The 20492-nt window shown below is 71.9% G+C and carries 18 protein-coding genes; 9 read left to right on the forward strand and 9 right to left on the reverse strand.

Annotated elements, in window-relative coordinates; genetic code table 11:
- The first annotated feature begins 50 nt into the window (after nucleotides 1-50).
- The gene (gene sepH / locus BLA60_RS45595; RefSeq protein ID WP_245812058.1) at nucleotides 51-2243 is read left to right on the forward strand and encodes a septation protein SepH; all 2193 of its coding nucleotides are present in this window, start codon (nucleotides 51-53) and stop codon (nucleotides 2241-2243) included.
- A 301-nt stretch (nucleotides 2244-2544) separates the two neighbouring features.
- On the opposite strand, the gene BLA60_RS19245 is transcribed toward sepH, so the two are convergent.
- Nucleotides 2545-2790, reverse strand: a complete 246-nt coding sequence (locus tag BLA60_RS19245) for a hypothetical protein (protein WP_075134311.1) — start codon at nucleotides 2788-2790, stop codon at nucleotides 2545-2547.
- 157 nt (nucleotides 2791-2947) lie between these two features.
- Here BLA60_RS19245 and BLA60_RS19250 point away from each other — a divergent pair, with 157 nt between their 5' ends.
- Both BLA60_RS19250 and BLA60_RS19255 read left to right on the forward strand, forming a co-directional pair.
- A complete protein-coding gene (locus tag BLA60_RS19250; RefSeq protein WP_075134312.1) occupies nucleotides 2948-4735 on the forward strand; it encodes an ABC transporter ATP-binding protein in 1788 nt (595 codons plus the stop codon).
- Nucleotides 4732-6582 carry an ABC transporter ATP-binding protein gene (locus BLA60_RS19255; protein WP_075134313.1) on the forward strand — a complete coding sequence of 617 codons (1851 nt, stop codon included), beginning with the start codon at nucleotides 4732-4734 and terminating at the stop codon, nucleotides 6580-6582. The genes BLA60_RS19250 and BLA60_RS19255 overlap by 4 nt, the downstream gene beginning before the upstream one ends.
- 2 nt (nucleotides 6583-6584) lie before the next feature.
- Here BLA60_RS19255 and BLA60_RS19260 read toward each other — a convergent pair whose 3' ends face one another.
- The 4 genes from BLA60_RS19260 to BLA60_RS19275 are packed head-to-tail and all read right to left on the reverse strand — an operon-like array spanning nucleotide 6585 to nucleotide 10014.
- Complete coding sequence (locus tag BLA60_RS19260; protein ID WP_075134314.1) at nucleotides 6585-7766, reverse strand: ABC transporter permease; 1182 nt, start codon at nucleotides 7764-7766, stop codon at nucleotides 6585-6587.
- A complete protein-coding gene (locus BLA60_RS19265) occupies nucleotides 7767-8429 on the reverse strand; it encodes an ABC transporter ATP-binding protein (protein WP_075134315.1) in 663 nt (220 codons plus the stop codon).
- Nucleotides 8426-9466 (reverse strand): efflux RND transporter periplasmic adaptor subunit, encoded by a 1041-nt coding sequence (locus BLA60_RS19270; protein ID WP_075134316.1) that lies wholly within the window; start codon nucleotides 9464-9466, stop codon nucleotides 8426-8428. Before BLA60_RS19270 ends, BLA60_RS19265 begins: the two co-directional genes overlap by 4 nt.
- The gene (locus BLA60_RS19275; RefSeq protein WP_075134317.1) at nucleotides 9463-10014 is read right to left on the reverse strand and encodes a hypothetical protein; all 552 of its coding nucleotides are present in this window, start codon (nucleotides 10012-10014) and stop codon (nucleotides 9463-9465) included. The genes BLA60_RS19270 and BLA60_RS19275 overlap by 4 nt, the downstream gene beginning before the upstream one ends.
- 130 nt (nucleotides 10015-10144) lie before the next feature.
- Between BLA60_RS19275 and BLA60_RS19280 the strand changes: the two genes are divergently transcribed.
- Nucleotides 10145-10795, forward strand: a complete 651-nt coding sequence (locus BLA60_RS19280) for a response regulator transcription factor (RefSeq protein ID WP_075134318.1) — start codon at nucleotides 10145-10147, stop codon at nucleotides 10793-10795.
- Entirely contained in the window at nucleotides 10792-11880 is a 1089-nt protein-coding gene (locus BLA60_RS19285) for a sensor histidine kinase (RefSeq protein ID WP_075134319.1), read from the forward strand. Before BLA60_RS19280 ends, BLA60_RS19285 begins: the two co-directional genes overlap by 4 nt.
- Before the next feature lie 3 nt (nucleotides 11881-11883).
- Here BLA60_RS19285 and BLA60_RS19290 read toward each other — a convergent pair whose 3' ends face one another.
- Nucleotides 11884-12465 (reverse strand): DUF2537 domain-containing protein, encoded by a 582-nt coding sequence (locus BLA60_RS19290; protein ID WP_075134320.1) that lies wholly within the window; start codon nucleotides 12463-12465, stop codon nucleotides 11884-11886.
- A 22-nt stretch (nucleotides 12466-12487) separates the two neighbouring features.
- On the reverse strand, nucleotides 12488-13282 hold the full coding sequence (locus BLA60_RS19295; RefSeq protein WP_084735129.1) for a TrmH family RNA methyltransferase: 795 nt from the start codon (nucleotides 13280-13282) through the stop codon (nucleotides 12488-12490).
- Between the two features lie 129 nt (nucleotides 13283-13411).
- Here BLA60_RS19295 and BLA60_RS19300 point away from each other — a divergent pair, with 129 nt between their 5' ends.
- The 4 genes from BLA60_RS19300 (at nucleotide 13412) to BLA60_RS19315 (ending at nucleotide 18096) form a co-directional block, all read left to right on the forward strand.
- Nucleotides 13412-14908 (forward strand): glutamate-cysteine ligase family protein, encoded by a 1497-nt coding sequence (locus BLA60_RS19300; RefSeq protein WP_075134321.1) that lies wholly within the window; start codon nucleotides 13412-13414, stop codon nucleotides 14906-14908.
- A gap of 53 nt (nucleotides 14909-14961) precedes the next feature.
- The gene (locus tag BLA60_RS19305) at nucleotides 14962-15837 is read left to right on the forward strand and encodes a metallophosphoesterase (RefSeq protein WP_075134322.1); all 876 of its coding nucleotides are present in this window, start codon (nucleotides 14962-14964) and stop codon (nucleotides 15835-15837) included.
- Between the two features lie 58 nt (nucleotides 15838-15895).
- Nucleotides 15896-17545, forward strand: a complete 1650-nt coding sequence (locus tag BLA60_RS19310) for an AMP-binding protein (RefSeq protein WP_075134323.1) — start codon at nucleotides 15896-15898, stop codon at nucleotides 17543-17545.
- Between the two features lie 164 nt (nucleotides 17546-17709).
- Nucleotides 17710-18096, forward strand: a complete 387-nt coding sequence (locus BLA60_RS19315; protein WP_075134324.1) for a cold-shock protein — start codon at nucleotides 17710-17712, stop codon at nucleotides 18094-18096.
- Nucleotides 18097-18100: 4 nt separating this feature from the next.
- Here BLA60_RS19315 and BLA60_RS19320 read toward each other — a convergent pair whose 3' ends face one another.
- Together BLA60_RS19320 and BLA60_RS19325 are read right to left on the reverse strand one after the other, a co-directional pair.
- Complete coding sequence (locus BLA60_RS19320; RefSeq protein WP_075134325.1) at nucleotides 18101-18586, reverse strand: DUF2771 family protein; 486 nt, start codon at nucleotides 18584-18586, stop codon at nucleotides 18101-18103.
- Between the two features lie 10 nt (nucleotides 18587-18596).
- Complete coding sequence (locus BLA60_RS19325) at nucleotides 18597-20477, reverse strand: MFS transporter (RefSeq protein ID WP_084735130.1); 1881 nt, start codon at nucleotides 20475-20477, stop codon at nucleotides 18597-18599.
- Nucleotides 20478-20492: the final 15 nt, after the last annotated feature.

Here is a 20492-nt window from a genome sequence, read left to right on the forward strand (position 1 = left end):
CGAACTAACGTGGCAACTGGCGAGGTGAAGTCTGTTCCAGGGAGGCCGCGATGCGTTCGCTGCGGGTCGTCGGGCTCGGAGAGGACGGCAAGATCGTCATCTGCGAGGACCCGGCGCGTGGCGAGCGCTTCCAGATTCCCGCGGATGAGCGGTTGCGTGCGGCAGCCCGAGGAGACATCACCCGACTCGGCCAGATCGCCATTGAGCTGGAGAGCCAGATGCGTCCTCGTGAGATCCAGTCCCGCATTCGTGCGGGAGAGTCCGTTGAGCAGGTCGCGGCAGCGGCCGGTGTACCCCCGAGCCGCGTGGAGCGGTTCGCCTACCCGGTACTGCTGGAGCGATCGCGTACGGCGGAGCTAGCCCAGCGCGCCCACCCGATCCGCGAGGACGGCCCGGACGTGCAGGAACTGGGCGAGGTGGTCGCGCAGGCCTTCACCGCACGAGGCCAGGACTACACCGCGGCCGTCTGGGACTCGTGGAAGGGCGAGGACGGCAAGTGGGTGATCCAGCTGACCTGGACCGCCGGCCGGTCGCAGAACCGTGCGCACTGGTCGTTCCACCCGGGTGCCCACGGCGGCACGGTGACGTCGCTGGACGATCACGCCGTTGACCTGCTGGACCCGAACCCGAACCGCCAGCTGCGCACCGTCCGCCCGGTGACCGAGCTGGCGGCCCAGGCCCTCCAGGTCGACCGCCCGCCGCTGGAGCCGGTCGAACGCCGCCAGGTGGTGGGCGGCGGTGAGCCGCCCCTGCGCGAGGTGGAGGACACCACCTCCCACGCCGAGGACCTCCCCGAGGACCCGCAAGCTGGTCTGACCGAGGCTCCGGAGCCGTTCAAGCCCAGCCCAACGCCCCGGCCGGCGCGCACCGCCCAGCCGACGGCCTCCCACTCCCTGGCGACCGAGCCCCCGGCGGCCCAGCCACCTGCCCAACCGGCACCGGCGACCCAGCCCCCGGCCGCGACCCAGCAGCCCTTCGCCGACCCCGTGGCTCCCCAGCCACCGGCCGCTGCCCAGCCGCCTGCTGCCCAGCCGCCGGCCGTCGCGCCGGTCGCTGCCCAGCCGCAGGCGGTCGAGTCAGCGGCGGCCATCGAGCCAACCGCCCAGCCGCCGGCCAACGCGCCGACCACAGGCCACCCGGCCCCCGACGGCTCACCCGCAGGTCAGCCCCAAGCTGACGGCACGACCGCAGGCCAACCAGCGGTCAACGGCACGACCGCAGACCAGCCCCAGGCCGACGGCACGACCACGGGCCAGCCTCAGGCCGACGGCTCGGCAGCGGGTCAGCCGGCGGTCAACGGCACGGCCACGGGCCAGCCCCAGGCCGACGGCACGACCGCAGGTCAGCCTCAGGCCGACGGCACGACCGCAGGTCAGCCTCAGGCCGACGGCTCGGCAGCGGGTCAGCCGGCGGTCAACGGCACGGCCACGGGCCAGCCCCAGGCCGACGGCACGACCGCAGGTCAGCCTCAGGCCGACGGCACGACCGCAGGTCAGCCTCAGGCCGACGGCTCGGCAGCGGGTCAGCCGGCGGTCAACGGCACGGCCACGGGCCAGCCCCAGGCCGACGGCACGACCACGGGCCAGCCTCAGGCCGACGGCTCGGCAGCAGGTCAGCCGGCGGTCAACGGTTCGGCTGCGGCGGAGTCGGCGGTCGAGGGGACAGCCGCCGACCAGCCCCAGACCAGCCAGCCGACCGCTCCCCAGCAGCCGGCCAGCGCTCCAGCGGCACCCCAGCAGCCGGCCACCGAGCCAACGTCGAACCAGGCACCGGCCGACCCACCCGCTGGCCAGCAGGCTGCCGGCCAGCCGGCCGCACAGCTGCCCACCACGGAATCGGCCACGCCCGAGCAGCCGGCCGCGGCCCAACAGCCATCCGGCGACGCCGCAGGCCAGCCGGCCGCGACCCCGCCGGCGCCAGCCGCCAGCCAGCCCCCGGCAACGGAATCCGCGCCAGCCGCGACCACCGAGCCGGCAGGCCAGCCCGCGGCGAGCACACCACCAGCAATCCCCGAACCGCCGGCCGACCAGCCCGCCGCCAGCACCAAGCCAGCGGCCCAGGAAGCCCCGGCCGAGGACGCCAAGAAGCCAGCGGCCACGACTCCCGATCCGGCCCCGGAGCCCGAGCCGGCCCCGGCCGCCGCCGAGCCCAAGCCAGCCCCCAAGCCCCGCAAGGGCAAGAAGGGCCGCCCCATCGTCCCGTCCTGGGAGGATGTCCTGTTGGGCACACGCTCCAACCGCTGACCGCAGTCACCCCACGGGGCTACCTCCCACCAGGAGGTAGCCCCGTTCTGCTGCCCGAGCCACCTTCCTCACCTGCCCAACCCACCTGGGAATCCCGCACGCGTCCTCGCCCAAGACACCCGCCAGCAGGAATCCCACACACCCTCACCTCACATCCCGCGCGCCGCCTCGCCTCACACCCGCCAACCGATCCCCCACACCCACCACGTCGTGTGCGAACGCGAATCCCTCAAGCCGACCGCATCCGCACCGGCCCAGGGGGACCCCTCACTCAACACTACAAGCTGGCACCGACAGAAAATCAGACGCGCGGGACGGTGGGGACGGTGTCGAGCAGGTGCGGGTCCCAGCCCTCCCGGTCGCACCAGTCCTCCGCGTCCTCGCGGGTCAACCAGCTGGTCCCCGGGGGTCGTTGTGCGCGCAACCGGGTCCAGCCGTCGGGGGCCAGCACGTACAGCTGTCCCTCCCGCAGGGCCAGCAGCCGTCCCTCGGGGAAGGCCATGGTCGACTCGGTTCGCAGGAAACGCACGGGCTCCGGTCGCGTCATGCGCCCATGATCCCGCGACCTTGACCTCCATCGCACTGGAGGTCGCACGCTGTGAGGCAGACACAGCGGGCAGACGCCACCACGGCGGACACCGGAAAAGCAGATGCCGGCCGAGGCACCCATCACCTACCGTCGATGGGCAACTCGTGGGGAGAACATGACCGAACCGAAGGACGAGCCTGCGCGCGGCCAGAACCTGGCCGCTCTCCGCAGGCTTTCCCCGTACCTCAAACCCGTTCGCTGGCGCATGATCGGCTCGGCCACCGCCGTGCTCGGTTCCATGGTCTGCGGGCTGCTGATTCCCCTGGTCCTCCAACGAATTCTCGACGGGCCGGTCGCCAGCGGCGACACCTCGGCCCTCACCTGGCCGATCATCCTGGCCGTCGTGCTCGGTGCGACCGAGGCGTTGCTGTTCTTCACCCGGCGGCGCCTGATCTCCGGTCCGAGCACCCGCGTCGAGGCCGAGCTGCGCGAGGACCTCTACCGCCACCTGCAGCGCCTGCCGATCAGTTTCCACGACCGCTGGCAGTCGGGGCAGTTGCTCTCGCGCGCGGTGTCGGACCTGTCGACGCTGCGCCGGTTCATCGCGTTCGCCGCCATCTTCCTGGTGGTGAACAGCCTGATCCTGGTGCTGGGGCTGGGGGTGCTGTTCGTCCTGGACCCGGTGCTCGGCGCGATCTCGACGGTGTGCGCGCTGCCGCTGATCCTCATCTCGACGCTCTACGAGTCCAAGTACTCGGTGTTGGCCCGCCGCGCGCAGGACCAGACCGGCGACCTGGCGACGACCGTCGAGGAGTCCGTGCTCGGCATCCGCGTGCTCAAGGCGTTCGGCCGGGGCCCGCACCTGGCGGCGACGTTCGCCAGGCAGGCCAGGGCGCTGCGGCACACCGAGCTGCGCAAGGTGCACGTGATGGGCCTGCTGTGGGCGGCGATCATCATCCTGCCGGAGCTGGCGATCGGCGGGCTGCTGCTCTACGGCACGTTCGGCATCACCAACGGCACGATGACGCTGGGCACCCTGGTCGCCGCGGTCGCGGTCGCCACCTATCTGCGGTGGCCGACCGACTCGATCGGCTGGCTGCTGGCCGAGTCGAACCAGGCGGCGACCGCCGCGATCCGCTACTGGGAGGTGCGTGACGCGCCGGTCACGATCACCGGGCCGACGCGGCCGCGTGAGCTGCCCGACGAGGTCACCGGGCACCTGCGGTTCGAGGACGTGCGCTTCGCCTACCCCGGCGCCGACACCGACGTCCTGCGCGGCGTCACCCTCGACGTCCGTCCGGGTGAGACGGTCGCGCTGGTCGGGGCGACCGGCTCGGGCAAGACGACGCTGACGGCGCTGGTCGGGCGGCTGGCCGACGTCACCGGCGGCCGGGTCACGATCGACGGCGTCGACGTTCGTGACGTCGACCTGACGCGGCTGCGCACGGTGGTGGCGACCGCGTTCGAGGAGCCGGTGCTGTTCTCGGCGAGCGTGCGGGAGAACATCGCGTTGGGCGGCACGGACGCGACCGAGCAGGACGTGCGGCAGGCGCTGCGCGTCGCGTCGGCCGACGAGTTCGTCGACACGTTGCCGTGGGGGTTGGACACGCGCATCGGTGAGCAGGGCCTGTCGCTGTCGGGTGGGCAGCGCCAGCGGTTGGCGTTGGCCCGTGCGGTCGTTGGCCGCCCGTCGGTGCTGGTGCTCGACGATCCGCTCTCGGCGCTGGACGTGCACACCGAGGCCGAGGTGGAGCACGCGCTGCGCAGCGTGCTGGCCGACGTCACGGCGTTGGTGGTGGCGCACCGGCCGAGCACCGTGCAGCTGGCCGACCGGGTCGCGCTGTTGGTCGACGGTCGGATCACGGCGGTGGGCACGCACTCGGACCTGTTGGCCGACAACGAGGAGTACCGCGCCCTTCTGTCCTCATTGGACGACGAACTGCGTGGCGAGGAGGTCGCGTGAGTACCACGGACACGACCGCCCCCGAGGAGCGGTGGCGCGGCGTCGCGGCCGAGGACGTCGACGACGTCGACGCGGCGGTGGGCGCGCGGCTGCACGAACGCTCCCGCGTGCTGCTGTCCTCGCTGGTGCGCCCTCGGCTCGGCGCGGGGTTGTTGGCGTTGGCGTTGGTGATCGCGGAGAACGTGCTGACCCTGGTCGGCCCGCTGGTCATCGCGATCGCCATCGACTCCGGTATCCCGAGTGCCGTCGACGGCGACACGACCGTGCTGGCCTGGTGCGTCGGCGGCTATCTGGCGTCGGGCCTCGGCTCGGCGGCGCTGCGGTTCGCGTTCCTCAAGGTGTCCGGCCGTTTCGGCCAGGACATCCTGCTTGACCTGCGGCAACGCATCTTCACCCACGCCCAGCGGCTGTCGATCTCGTTCCACGAGAAGTACACGTCCGGCAAGGTGATCTCCCGGCTGACCAGTGACGTCGACTCCCTGCACGATCTGCTGGAGGACGGCCTGGACGGTCTGCTGACCGCGTTGTTCTCGGTGGTGGGCATCGCCGTGATGCTGCTGGTCCTTGACCTGCCGATGGGTCTGATGATCCTGGCCGGTCTGATCCCGGTGCTGGCGGTGACCCGCTGGTTCTACCGGCGTTCCCGCCTGGCCTACCGCAACACGCGGGGCGCCATCGCCACCATCATCGTCCAGTTCGTCGAGACGATGAACGGAATGCGCGCGGTCCAGGCGTTCCGCCGCGAGCCGCGCAACGACACGATTCTGGCCACGCTCAACGACCGTTTCCGCGGGGCGAACAAAACCGCCCTGGACGTCATGGCCACCTACACGATGACGGTGCGTCTGGTCGGAAACCTGTCCCTGGCCCTGGTGCTGGGAATCGGCGCGGTCAGGGTCATCGGCGGCGACCTGGAACTGGGTGTGCTCACCGCGTTCACCCTGTATCTGCGCCGTTTCTACGACCCGCTGGACGAGCTGGCGATGTTCGCGAACTCGTACACGTCGGCGATCGCCGCCCTGGAGAAGATCTCCGGCCTCCTGGAGGAGAACCCGACGGTGGTCGACCCGGGTTCTCCCCAGGCGCTCCCCCCGGTCGAATCCGGCAGGGCGGTCACGTTCTCCCAGGTGGAGTTCCGCTACGCCGACGACAGCCCGGTGGTGCTGCCCACGTTCGACCTGACGATTCCCGCTGGCCAGACCGTGGCCCTGGTCGGCGCGACCGGTGCCGGAAAATCGACCATAGCCAAGCTGGTGGCCCGCTTCTACGACCCGTCGGCCGGCGAAGTGGCCCTGTCCGGCGTCGATCTGAGACAGGTCGCCGACGAGGAGCTGCGCCGCAACGTGGTGACCGTGACCCAGGAGAACTTCCTGTTCGCCGGCTCGGTCGCCGACAACATCGCCCTGGGCCGCCCCGGCGCCACCCGCCCCGAGATCGAGGCGGCCGCGGCAGCCGTGGGAGCCGACGAGTTCGTCCTGGGTCTGCCCGACGGCTTCGACACCGACGTCAGCAAACGCGGCGGTCGCCTGTCGGCTGGCCAACGGCAGTTGGTGGCGTTCGCCAGGGCTTTCCTGGCCGGCCCGTCGGTGCTTGTTCTCGACGAGGCGACCTCAAGCCTCGACGTGCCAACCGAACGAGCCGTCCAACGCGCCCTGGAATCGGTTCTGGCGCAACGCACGGCACTGATCATCGCCCACCGCCTGTCCACCGTCCTGATCGCCGACCGGGTCCTGGTGGTGGAAGGCGGCCGGATCGTCGAGGACGGTTCCCCCGCCGATCTGATCGCCCACCCGTCCGGTGGCCGCTTCGCCGCCCTGCACCAGACCTGGCTCGAGTCCCTCGCCTGAGATCACACGGCCAGGGCCTCGGTGGGCGACAACCGAGCCGCCCGGACAGCCGGATACAGGCCCGCCACCGCCCCCACGACCAAGGTCACCACGACGCCCCCGCCGCTGACCCACACCGGCACCACCACCGGCCACTCCTGGAAGCCCGCATAGCCTCCGGTGACCCCGATTCCCACGACGACGCCGCACACTCCGCCGATCAACGACAGCAGCAACGACTCCACCACGAACTGTCCCCGAACCTGCCCCCGGGTGGCCCCGAGCGAGCGCCGCAGCCCGATCTCGGCCCGCCGCTCCAGCACCGAGATCACCATGGTGTTCGCCACCCCGACCCCGCCGACCAGCAGCGCCACCGCGCCCAGGCCGAGCAGCAACCCGGTGAACGCCCGGTCCGTCGCCTGCCGGGCGGCCAACGCGTCCGACGGCCGTGACACCAACACCTCGCCGGGCGCCGACGGGTTCGCGGTCGCGGCCAACACCGCGCGGACGGGCTCGACGGCGTCGTCGGCGGTCCGGGTGTACACCGTTGTGGGGTGGCCGTCGAAGTCGAGGTGGGTCTGGGCGACGGGCCAGCCGACGAGGGTGGCCGAGTCGAGTTCGGGGGCCAGGGCGGCCGGGGCGAGGACGCCGACGACGGTGAACCACTGCCCAGCGGCCCACACGCGGGTGCCCGGGGACAGGCCGAGTTGTCTGGCGGTCGTCGCTCCCAGGACCGCCGCCGGGTAGCGGGCGGTGGCCGCGTTGAGCCACGTGCCGTCGGCCACCTGGACGCCGACGGCGGCCGGCAGGTCGAGGGTGGCGGCGCGCACGGTCAGCCCGCCGGACTCGACCGACGGCACGCGGTCGTTGCGGTACACCTTGGCGTCGGGGATCTCGCCGGCCGCCGCGACCTGACGTACCGGGCCGACGCGGGCGATCATGTCCACCGACTCCGGCGGCAGGCTCGCCGCCCCGCCACCGAGGCGGGTGCCCGGGGACACGGTGAGCAGGTTCGTGCCCAGTTCGGCCAACTGTCTGTCCAGTTCGGACCGTGAGGACGCGGACACGCCCACCACCGCGGTCATCGCCGCGATGCCGATGGCGATTCCCAGTGCGGAGAGCACCACCCGCAGCGGCCGGGCGCGCAGTCCCGCGCCGCCGACCCGCACGACATCACTCGGCCGTAGCCTCGCCGGTCGCGGCATTCAGACCACCTCCCCGTCACGCAGCGCGATCTGCCGGGGCAGGCCGGCGGCGATCTCCCGGTCGTGGGTGATCACCAGGACGGTCGTGCCGGCCGCGTACAGCTCCCACAGCAGCGCCATCACCCCGGCGCCGGAGGCCGAGTCGAGGTTGCCGGTGGGTTCGTCGGCCAGCAGCAGCGCCGGCTCCCCGGCCACCGCCCTGGCGATCGCGACCCGCTGCCGCTCCCCGCCGGAGAGCTGGTGCGGGCGGTGGTCGAGCCGTTCGGCCAGGCCGACCCGGACCAGCGCGGTCTCGGCCCGCGACCGCCGTTCGCGCCACGGCACCCCGGCGTAGAGCAGTCCGTCGGCCACGTTGTCCACAGCGGACAGTCCGGGTGCCAGGTGGAACTGCTGGAACACGAACCCGATCCGCCTGGCCCGCAGCGCCGAGAGCTGCCGGTCGGGCATCGACGCGACGTCGTGCCCGTCGACCCGCACCCGCCCCGACGACGGCCGGTCCAGCGTGCCGATCAGGTGCAGCAACGTCGACTTGCCCGACCCCGACGGCCCCACGATCCCCACCAGTTCCCCGTAGCCCACCGACAACGACACCTCCCGCAACGCCCGCACCCCCGGATAGCTCTTGGACACCCCCACCAGCTCCACGACCTGCCCGCCGGTCATGACACGGTCCCGACGGTCAGGCCCTCGGCGAGGCCCTGGCCGCTGATCTCGACCCGGCCGTCGGCGAACAGCCCGGTCTCGACCGGCACGAGACGGGTCGAGCGGGCATCGACGACCTCGACGCCGTAGCCGCCTTCGGACAGCGCCAGCAGGGCGCCGACCGGCACGGTCAGCACGTCGGGGCGTTCGGCGGCGGTGAACGCGACCCGCACGGCGCTGTCGCCGCCGAGGGCCTTCTGGTCCTTGACGCCGATCGTCACCGCCACGGTCGTGGTCGGTTCGGCCTCGCCCTGGGCGGGGGTGACGACCGTGCGGGCGGCGGTGACCGTGCCGTCGACGGTGCGGCCGTCGGGGAGGGTCACGGTGACCGGGGCGCCCACCGGCGCCAGTCGCTGCTCGGAGACGTCCAGGTCCACGGTGACCACCCGGGTGACACCGGTGTGGGTGAGAATCTCACTCCCGGCGACGTCGCCGGGGGCGGCCCGCACGGTGTCGACGCGGACCGGGCCGGGGGCGTAGTGCAGCCGCCCCGGTTCGACCCGGCCCGTGTCCGGCAGACCCACGTCCTGCTGCCAGTCGGCGACGGCGGCGGCCGTGGCCGAGGTGTACTCGTCGTCGACGGTGAAACCGGTGTAGCCCAGCGCTTCCAGGTTGCGTTCGAACTGGGTGACGTCCGCTCCCGACACACCGGCGGCCAGCGCCCGGTAGGCCGGCATCGGCCCGTACAGCAGCACCACCGGCTGGTCGTCGACCCGGTAGAGCGCCGCCCCGCGCCGGATCACCGAGCCGACCGCCGGCAGCGCGGTGACCGTGCCGGGCAGCGTCGACCGCACCGGTGTGCCGGCGCCGAAGTCCACCTCCCCGCCGGCGACGGTCCGCTCGACCAGCGTCTGCCGGGTGACCTCGGCGGTCGCCGCGGGCAGGTCCGGCGTGTCGGCGGCCGGCGCGGAACCCCAGTCGACCCCGGCGGCGGCCACCGCGCCGGCCCCGGTCACGACGACCGCCACGAGGACGAGCGCGACCCGGCGTGCGGTCACTTCGACCCCTCCTGGTGGGTGCTGCCGCCCCGGCCGCCGTCGGGCAGTTCCGTGCGGCACTTCTCCTCGGCGGCCTTGAACTCCTCGCTCATCGGGTCGAGGCCGGGGCCGCCCTCGATCTGGATTCCGCCGTCCGGGCCGGGGTCGGGGAACTTCGCGATCCCGTTGTCGCGCATGCACTTCGCGTACGCCCGGACCTTCGCCGCGACCTCGGGGTCGAGCGGCTTGGGCTCGCCGCCGTTGGGCATGAGGTGCTTGCACTCCCGGTCGGCGGCCTCGACGGCGGCGGGGTCGATGCCGTCGGGCAGGCCGAGCTGGGCCTCGCCGTTGTCGCCGAGTTCCGGGTCGGGGAAGTCGGGGACGCCGTTGTCGCGCATGCAGGCGGCGTACTCGAGGACGGCGTCGTGCTCGCCGCGCTGGTCCGGCGCCGGGGCGGTACTGCTGGCCGGGCCGCCGGCGCTGGCCACCTGGTCGCCGTCGGGTGCCGTGCCGCAGCCGGCGAGCGCCACCAGCAGCAGCGGGCCGACGACGAGGTCACGTATCCGCATCCGTGGTCTCCTCCCGTTGACCGGCCGGACGGGTCCCGGCCGTCGAGGGGAAGTAGATCCACCGGCGTGTCACCCGGCCGTCTCCACGAACGTTGACGCCCAGATGACACGCCGGCCGGACGATGGGGGCATGCGGATCCTGGTGGTGGAGGACGAGCCGCTGCTCGCGGGCGCGGTGGCGGAGGGCCTGCGCGGCGCGGCGCACGCCGTGGACGTGGTGCACGACGGCGGCGCGGCCCTGGAACGCGCCGGCGTCCACGACTACGACGTGGTGATCCTCGACCGTGACCTGCCGGTCGTGCACGGCGACGACGTGTGCCGCGCGCTCACCGGCTCCGCGCCCAGGGTGCTGATGCTCACCGCGGCGGCCGACGTCGACGACCGGGTCGCCGGCCTCACCCTGGGCGCCGACGACTACCTGCCCAAACCGTTCGCCTTCACGGAGTTGCTGGCCCGGGTGGCGGCGCTGGGCCGGCGCACCCGGCCCGCGGCGCCGCCGGTCCTGGAACGCGCCGGCATCCGCCTGGACCCCCACCGTCGCGAGGTCCACCGCGACGGGCGGTACGTTCCGTTGTCCCGCAAGGAGTTCGCGGTGCTGACCGAGTTGCTGACCGCCGAGGGCGCCGCGGTCTCGGCCGAGCGGCTGTTGGAGAAGGCGTGGGACGAGAACGCCGATCCGTTCACCCACACCGTCCGGATGATCATTCTGAAGTTGCGCCGCAAGCTCGGCGACCCGCCGATCGTCGTGACCGACCCCGGGGTTGGGTACCGCATCCCATGAGCCGCCTGACGATCCGCGCGCGGCTCACCCTGGTCCACGGCGGCCTGTTCTTCCTCGCCGGGGTGGTTCTGCTGGCCGCTACCTACGCCCTGGTCTCCCAGCGCCTCGGCGAGGGCCTGACGGTCTCCGACCAGACCGCCCCGCCCGGTGCGGAGATCCCGGGCGAGCGCATGGTCAACCACGAGGCGGGTCTGCGTCCCGACGACGCGCTGACCGCGTTGCTGACCCAGGGCGCGATCGCGCTGCTGGTGGTCGGCGCGGCGGCGACCGCGCTCGGCTGGCTGATCGCCGGGCGGATGCTCCAGCCGCTGGACCGGGTGACCGACACCGCGCGCCGGATCGCCGAATCGCCGGGTGACCTGGGGCAACGGATCGGCATGGTGGGGCCGTCGGACGAGCTCAAGCGGCTGGGTGACACGTTCGACCTGATGCTGGAGCGGCTCGACCAGTCCTTCGACGCGCAGCGGCGGTTCATCGCCAACGCGTCCCACGAACTGCGCACACCGCTGACGCTCAACCGGACGCTGTTGGAGGTCGCGGTCGGGCGTCGCGATGTCGGCGTGGAGACGCGGGTGCTCGGGGAGACCCTGCTGGAGATCAACGGCCGGCACGAGCGGCTGATCGACGGGCTGTTGCTGCTGGCCCGTTCCGAACGAACACTGGCTTCGGTGTCCTATGTGGATCTGGCGGACATCGTGGCGCACGTCGGGTCCTCGGTCGAGGTTTCCTGCGCCGAGGCTCCCGTGCTCGGCGACGCCGTGCTGTTGGAGCGGCTGGTGCAGAACCTGGTGGAGAACGGGGTTCGGCACAACGTCGATGGCGGGTGGGTCCGGGTTTCCACGTCGGTCGCCGAGGGTTTCTCGGTGCTGGAGGTGAGCAACAGCGGGGAGGTCGTCGCCGGCTACGACGTGGAGTCGTTGTTCGAGCCCTTCCGGCGGCTGGACCGGGCGGCGTCGGGCGGGGTGGGGCTGGGGTTGTCGATCGTGCGGGCGGTGGCCATCGCGCACGGCGGGTCGGTCGTCGCGCGGGCCAGGGACACCGGCGGGTTGACCGTCACCGTTCGGCTTCCCGCGCACACCCCGTGAGGTTCACCAGACGATGAACGGCAACGCAAGCCAGGAAAGGGCAATCCCGGCGCCGACCCCGTAGGACACCCACCGCCACACCAGTGCCCGCCGCACCAGCCACAGCGACGGCAGCAACCCCGCCGTGACCACGGCATTGGCCGCCACCCCCAGCAACACGTTCGTGTCGGCCAGGGTGGCCGCCAGGGTCACCACCGTGACGACCGTCAGCACCAGGCTCGTTCCCGCCACCGTCAGGCCGGTCAGCCACGGCGTCGGCTCCGCCGGTGCCGCGGGGCGCGCCCGCACCGCCGGCGGCTCGACCGTCCGCTCCTCGCCGGTCAGCGGGTCGAGGTAGCCCACCGGCACCCCCATCGACGCCGCCACCCGCCCCGCCAGTTGGAGCCCTCGGCGGGTGATCACCGCGCGGGCGGCCGGCTGGGTGTCCGGGTCGCCACGGCCGACGACACTGGCCACCCGCGCCCATTCGTGCAGGGCATCGGTCAACTCCCCGCCCAGCGGCAGGCGCCGAGGGTCGACCTCGCGCCGCGCGGTGCCGTCGTGGCCGACCAGCACCGCACGCTCGCCGTTCGCGCGCAGTTGCACGGCCCCCTCCCCTCGCCTCGCTCTACCCGAAACTACCGAGCGCGTAGAAGGCCACCGCGCCCGCGGTCGCCACGTTCAGGGAATCCACCCCGCCGGCCATCGGGATCCGCACGGCCGCGTCGGACCCGGCGATCGCCTCGGGGGTCAGGCCGGGGCCCTCTGAGCCGAGCAGGACGGCGACCTTCGGCTCGCCGGCGAAGTCCGACACCGGGCGGGCGTGCTCGGCCGGGGTCATCGCCAGGACGCGGAACCCGCTGTCGCGCAACCAGGTCAGGTCGGCGGGCCAGTCGGGCAGCTGCGCGAACGGGACGGCCAGTACGTGACCCATGGAGACCCGGACGCTGCGCCGGTAGAGCGGGTCGGCACAGCCGGGGCCGAGCAGCACGCCGTCGATCCCGAGGGCGGCGGCGTTGCGGAACAGTGATCCCAGGTTCTCGTGGTCGCCGACGCCCTCCAGGACCAGGACGCGCCGGGCGCGCGCGACGACGTCGGCGGCGGTCCAGGCCGTCGGCCGGTCGGCGACGGCCAGCACACCCCGGTTCAGGTGGAAGCCGACGACGGTGGACATGGCCTCGGCGGAGGTCGCGTACACCGGCGCGGAGTGGCCGGCCAGGTCACCGGCCAGTTCCTCGATCCGGCGGGGGACGCCGAGGACGGCTCGCAGCGGGTAGCGGGACGCGAGCAGTCGTCGGACGACCACGACGCCCTCGGCGATCACCAGGCCCCGGCCGCCGGGGCGGTCGGGGCGGCGGTCGGCCGTGGTCAGGTCGCGGAAGTCGTTCAGCCGGGGGTCTGCCGGCTCAGGAACCTCGATCACCCGTACATGGTCACCCAACGTCACGAACAGCACCTTATTGGCCCTAGCCTCAGCGTTCGTACATATGTCACGGTTGATACTCCCGCGTATACGCCGGACCCTGCCCCGTCCGGCCTGGGGAGGTTCCACATGGGACAGGACGTCTCCACCGACTCGTTCGCCCGCTCGGACCGCCAGCGGTACCGCCAGAAGGTACAACGGTGTCTCGACGCCCTGGCGAGGATGCTCGCCGAGGGCGGGTTCTCCACCTCACCCCCACAGATCGGTCTTGAGGTGGAGCTCAACCTGATCGACGACGCGCTGCGCCCGGCGATGGCCAACGACGTGGTCCTGGAGAAACTCGACGACCCGTCCTTCACCACCGAGCTGGGTCAGCACAACATCGAGCTGAACGTGCGCCCCCGCCCACTGGCCGGTGACCGGGCCACCGAGCTGGAGATGGAGTTGGCCGCCGCCCTGGCCTCGGCCAACGCCAAGGCCCAGGACGCCGGTGCCGCGCTGGTCATGATCGGCATGCTGCCGACGCTGCGCGAGGAGCACTTCAAGGCGAAGTGGCTGTCGACCAACGCCCGCTACGCCCAGCTCAACGAGACCATCTTCGCCGCGCGCGGCGAGGACATGGTGCTGCACATGGAGGGCTCGCCGATCCCCGGCCAGCGCGGCGAGCGGCTGCGCGGCAGCGCCGACTCGATCCTGCCGGAGGCGGCCTGCACCTCGGCCCAGCTGCACCTGCAGGTCCCGCCGGAGGAGTTCGCGACCCACTGGAACGCCGCGCAGTGCCTGGCCGGCGTGCAGGTCGCGATCGGCGCGAACTCGCCGTTCCTGCTGGGCAAGGCGCTGTGGCACGAGACCAGGATCCCGCTGTTTCAACAGGCGACAGATACCCGGCCGCAGGAACTGAAGAACCAGGGCGTGCGCCCACGGGTGTGGTTCGGTGAACGCTGGGTGACGTCGATCTTCGACCTGTTCGAGGAGAACGTCCGGTACTTCCCGGGCCTGCTCCCCCAGCTCGACGACGAGGACCCGATCGAGGCCCTCGACCTGGGCACCGCCCCCAAACTCGCCGAGCTGCGGATGCACAACGGCACGATCTGGCGCTGGAACCGCCCGGTCTACGACGTGGTCGGCGGCGTGCCGCACCTGCGGGTGGAGAACCGCGTACTGCCCGCCGGCCCCACGGTGATCGACCTGATCGCCAACGCCGCGTTCTTCTACGGCGCCCAACGCGCCCTGGCCGCCGCCGAACGTCCACTGTGGACGCAGATGTCGTTCCAGGCGGCCGAGGAGAACTTCTACGCCGGCGCCCGACACGCCTTCGACGCCCAGCTGTACTGGCCGGGCATCGGCTGGGTCCCGCCCGACGAACTGGTGCTGCGCCGGCTGCTGCCCCTGGCCCACGAGGGCCTGCGCGATTGCAAAGTCTCCGACGAGGCCCGCGAACGTTACCTGGGCGTGATCGAGCAGCGTTGCCTCGCCCAACGCACCGGCTCGACCTGGCAACGCGAGACCGTCGCCCGGCTGGAGGACCGGGGCATGGCCCGCGACGCCGCGCTGGTCGGCATGCTGCGCCGGTACATCGAACTCGGCGCGTCCAACCAACCGGTCCACACCTGGTCGGTTCTCTAGGAAATACCGACAGCACCGCGACGAAGATTTCCCACCTGGCATATTGTCGCGTTGTGCAGGAAGACGGGCGCTCCACCTTCGTGGTCGGCGACGTGCACGGGCACCTGGACGAGTTGCTCGCCGCGCTGGCCGACGCCGGGCTGGTGGACGAGGAGACCACCTGGTCAGGCGGCGGTACACACCTGTGGTTCCTCGGCGACTTCGTCGACCGGGGCCCGGACGGCATCGGCGTGATCGACCTGGTCATGCGCCTGTCCGAGGAGGCACGGGCCGCCGGCGGCCAGGTCCAGACCCTGCTCGGCAACCACGAGATCCTGCTGCTGGGCATGTACCACTTCGGCGACACCGAGGTCCCGTCGGACTTCGGCCCGCGCAGCTTCGCCCGCAGCTGGGAACTCAACGGCGGCCAGCCAAGCGACCAGGACGCCCTCACCGACGCCCACGTCGAATGGCTGACCTCCCGCCCGGCGATCGCCCTGGTCGAGAACCACCTGCTGATGCACTCGGACACCGTCGAGTACCTCGTCTGGGGCGGCGACATCGACGAGATCAACACCGGCATCCACGACGTCCTGCGCTCCGAGGACCTCGTCGAGTGGTGGGAGGTGTGGCGCCGGCTCACCACCCGACACGCCTTCCGCGGCCCGCACGGCGCCGAGACCGCCAGCCAACTACTCACCGTCCTGGGCGGCGAACGGGTCGTGCACGGCCACAGCGTCATCGCCGACCAGCTCGGCATCGCCCCCGCCCAGGTCGAGGGCCCCTACGAGTACGCGGACGGCTACGCCGTCGGCGTCGACGGCGGCGTCTTCGTCGGCGGCCCCTGCTTGGTCGTTCCCCTGCCCTGGAACCCCGGGCCCGCCGAACCGGACGACGCCGACGCCGACGACACCGCACCCGACGACACCGACACCGACACCCACGGGTGAGTGCCCGGCGGCCTCGACGGACTCGCCTCGCCGAGCGCGGATGAGGCAGCATTGGGGAATGACCAGCGTCCCCAGTTACGTGTCCGGTACGTCCGACCAACCGCTGCTCGACGACACCATCGGCGCCAACCTCGACCGTACGGTGGCGGCCCACGGCGAGCGGGACGCGCTGGTCGATCGGGCCAGTGGGCGACGGTGGACCTACCGGCAGTTCGCCGACGAGGTCAACGCCGTGGCGTTCGGCTTGGTGGACCTGGGGGTGGAGAAGGGGGACCGGGTCGGGATCTGGGCGCCGAACTGTGCGGAGTGGACGTTCACGCAGTACGCCACGGCCAAGATCGGGGCGATCCTGGTCAACATCAACCCGGCCTACCGGACCCACGAGCTGAAGTACGTGCTCAACCAGGCCGGCATCCGGACGCTGGTGGCGGCGCCGAGCTTCAGGACCTCCGACTACGCGGCGATGATCGACCAGGTCCGGCCGGACTGCCCGGCGCTGACCGACGTGCTGCTCATCGGCCGGGAGGAATGGAACGACCTGGTCGCCATCGGACGCGGCGGATCGGTCGCGCAACTGGAGGAGATCCAGGACGGCCTGTCGGCCGACGAACCGATCAACATCCAGTACACGTCGGGAACCACCGGATTTCCCAAGGGTGCGACGCTGTCCCACCGCAACATTCTCAACAACGGCTACTTCGTCGGCGAGCTGTGCTCCTACACCGCCGAGGACGTCATTTGCCTTCCGGTGCCCTTCTACCATTGTTTCGGCATGGTGATGGGAAATCTCGCGGCCACCTCACACGGCGCGTGCATGGTCATTCCGGCGCCCGCGTTCGACCCGGCGCTGACCCTCGAAGCGGTCGCCACCGAGCGGTGCACGTCGCTGTACGGGGTGCCGACGATGTTCATCGCGGAGCTGGCCGACCCGTCGTTCGACAGCCACGACCTGTCGTCGCTGCGGACCGGGATCATGGCCGGGTCGCCGTGCCCGGTCGAGGTGATGAAGCAGGTCATCGACCGGATGGGCATGGCGGAGGTGACGATCTGCTACGGCATGACCGAGACGTCACCGGTCTCCACCCAGACCCGCGCCGACGACACCCTCCAGCGGCGCGTCTCGACCGTGGGGCGGGTCCACCCGCACCTGGAGGTCAAGGTCGTCGACCCGGAGACCGGCGAGACCGTGCCGCGCGGCGAACCCGGCGAGTTCTGCACGCGCGGCTACTCGGTCATGCTGGGCTACTGGGAGGAGCCGGCGAAGACCGCCGAGGCCATCGACGCCGACCGGTGGATGCACACCGGTGATCTCGCGGTGATGGACGACGCCGGCTACCTGAACATCACCGGACGGATCAAGGACATGGTCATCCGGGGCGGCGAGAACGTGTATCCCCGGGAGATCGAGGAATTCCTCTACACCCACCCCGACGTGGTGGACGCACAGGTCGTCGGTGTTCCCGACGCACGGTACGGCGAGGAACTCATCGCCTGGGTGCGGCTGCGTGACGGCGCACCGGAACTGACCGCCGAGAAACTGCGCGAGTACTGCGAGGGAAAACTCGCCCGCTACAAGATTCCCCGGTACGTGCACGTCGTCGACGAGTTCCCGATGACCATCACCGGCAAGATCCGGAAGGTGGAGATGCGGGAACGGTCGGTCGAACTGCTCGGCCTCCAGGAGGTCGCCGCCACCCGGCACGCCTGAGCGACCACCCGGTCGCTGTGCGTGACACGGGTGGGCCGTCGGCTTCCGCTGGGCGCGACAACGGGCAAACCGGCTACCGCGTGGGTACCGGATTGGCATAGGCTGGACGAACGCGTCCTGGGTACGCCCCCGGGACGCGTTCGCATGTGTGGAGGTGAATCGTTGTGCCGACCGGGAAGGTCAAGTGGTACGACTCGGAGAAGGGCTTCGGGTTCGTTACCCAGGACGGCGGCGAGGACGTGTACGTCCGGTCGTCCGCCCTGCCGGCCGGGGTGCCGGGGCTGAAGGCCGGCCAACGAATCGAGTTCGGGGTCGCCGACGGACGCCGGGGGCCGCAGGCGCTGTCCGTGCGGCTGCTGGACCCGCCGCCGTCGGTCGCCGAGGCCCGGCGGCGCCCCGCCGAGGAACTGCACGGGCTGATCGAGGACATGATCAAGCTGCTGGAGGCCAAGGTCCAGCCCGACCTGCGCCGGGGCCGCTACCCCGACCGCAAGGCCACCAAGCGCGTCGCCGACGTGGTGCGCGCGGTCGCCCGGGAACTCGACCCGTAACCCCTCACGCCGCGGGCGGGGAGATCTGGGCCGACCAGACTCCCCGCGACACCGCCGCCGCCTCACCCTTGTCGTCACGGACCAGCTTGGCGCCGGCCTGCTTGACCTCGACGGTCTGCAACTGGTCGCCGTCGCCGGGAGGCAGGGCCTCGAACGTCGAGGACTTGTTGGGCGGGAAGGTCGCCACCGTCTCCGGCGGCATCTGCTCGCCGGCCGCCGTCCGGTACTGGATCACGACCGACCACGGCGTCTCGGCGACCTCCTGGGGCACCGACACCAGCACCGGCGTGCCCGGCGCGACCTCCAGCTTCACCTGCGCGGTGTTGTCCCGCTTGCAGTCCTTGACCTGCACGTCGCAGTACAGGAAGGGCTCGGCGGTCACCTTGCGGTCATCGGCCGAGAAGTCGACGCTCGGGTCCTCGGGCGGGGGCTCGGACGCCGAGCACCCGGCCGCCAACACCACCACCGCCAGCACAGCAACCACTCGCACGCAGGCGAGACTACGGGCGCTGGTCGGGCTCGCTCGGCGGCCCCTCCCGAAACGCGGTGGCCGTCGCCGAGCCCGGCGCGGTCCGGGGGCTTCTGGTCCTCGGCGGGACGATCGACCGCGCGCCGCCGAACCAGGGCAGCAGCGACGCGCCCTGCCGGGTCAGCATCGTCTGCACCAGGCCCACCACCAGCAGGACCGTGATCACCAGGAAGCCGATCCAGAACACCGGCGGCAGCAGCACCCCCAGCGCCCCGCCGAACACCCACGCCAGCTGCAGCACGGTCTCCGAGCGGCCGAACGCCGAGGCCCGCGACTCCTCCGGTAAATCGTCCTGGATCACGGCGTCGAGGCTGTTCTTGGCCAGCGCGCTGGCCGTCGCGCCGACCAGGCCGACGATCGCGGCGGTCGTCACGCCCTCCATCAGCAGCGCCAGCACCGTCGAACCGATACAGCCGCCGATGCACGCCAGCACCAGCTGCTCGGGGTGCCCCAGATGCATCCGCGCGCCGATGCCGTTGCCCACGAAGCTGCCCAGGCCGGCGCCGCCGGCGATCACGCCGAGCAGCAGCAGCTGCTTGAACGCGTCGCCCTCGGTCTGCTCGCGGACGGCGAACGCGGCGAACATCATCAGGAACCCGGTGAGCAGGCGGATCGTCGCGTTGCCCGACAGCGCGACCACGACCTGGCGGCCCATCGGCTGGCGTTTGGGCTTGTCCGGGTTGGCCGACAGCGACGCCGGGACCTCGCCCTCGGTGACCTCGACCCAGCCGGGGATCCGCATCGCCTGGACCGCGCCGACCACACAGATCGCGGCGGTGAACCACAGCGCGCCCGGCGAGTCGAAGATCTGGAGCACCAGCGTGGCGACCGCGCCGAACGCGGCACCGCCGGCCAGGCCGAACACCGTCAGCCGCGCGTTGGTCTTGGCCAGCGTGATGTCCGGCGGCACCACCCTCGGGGTGACCGCCGCCTTCAACACCGTGAACGACTTGGACAGCACCATCTTCCCCAGCGCCGCCGGGTACAGCAGCCAGGAGTCGAAGTTCGCCGCCATGATCACGCACATCAGCGCCTGACCGGCCGACGCCGCGCACATCGCCAGCCGGCGGCCGCGCTGGATACGGTCCAGCGCCGGGCCGATGACCGGGGCGAGCAGCGCGAACGGCGCGACCGTGATCAGCAGGTAGAGGGCGACCTTGCCCTTGCTGGAGTCGGTGCTGGCGGCCGAGAAGAACAGCGTGTTCGCCAGCGCGACGGCCATCGCCGCGTCGCTGGCGTAGTTGAGCATCGTCGCGTAGGTCAGCGACGTGAGGCCGGACTTGTCGGCGCCGTCGGCGTTGGCCGCGCGGCGGAACGCGTGCACCGCGCGGCTGCCCAGCTCGCGGCTGCGCAGGGCGGCGACCCGGGTGACCGTCAGCTTCTTCGGGTACTGCGGGGCGGCGGCCGGACGGTCGGGCTGGGAGTCCGGCTGCTGGTGGGGTTGCTGCTGGTGGGGAGGCGGCGGCTGGGGCGGTGGCGTCTGGGCGCGGGTCGGCGGGTACTCGCGGGCCTCGGCCGGGAAGTCCGTCGGGTAGCCGTCCGGGCCGTAGGTCTCCGGCGGCAGGTGGCGGCGCGGCGGCGGCACGTCACGCCAGTTGCGCGGCGGTGGCGGCGGTGGCGGTGGCCGACGGCGGCCGTGCCGCTGGTCCTCGTTCGGGTACGGGTTCGCCGTGGGGATCGCGCTGGTCAGCGGCTCCTCGCGGGGCTCGTCACGCGGCGGCTGACTCTTCGGCTGGTTCTGGGGCTGGATCGACGGTTGTCGCTGGTCGGTCCAGCTGCGACGGCGTTTCCGCCCGGAGCCGGAGCGGGCCTGGCCCTCCTCCGGGTCCTGGTCACCCGAACCGGAACGAATCACGTGTCCATCCTG

It is taken from the genome of Actinophytocola xinjiangensis, assembly GCF_001921215.1.
GTDB classification, from domain to species: domain Bacteria; phylum Actinomycetota; class Actinomycetes; order Mycobacteriales; family Pseudonocardiaceae; genus Actinophytocola; species Actinophytocola xinjiangensis.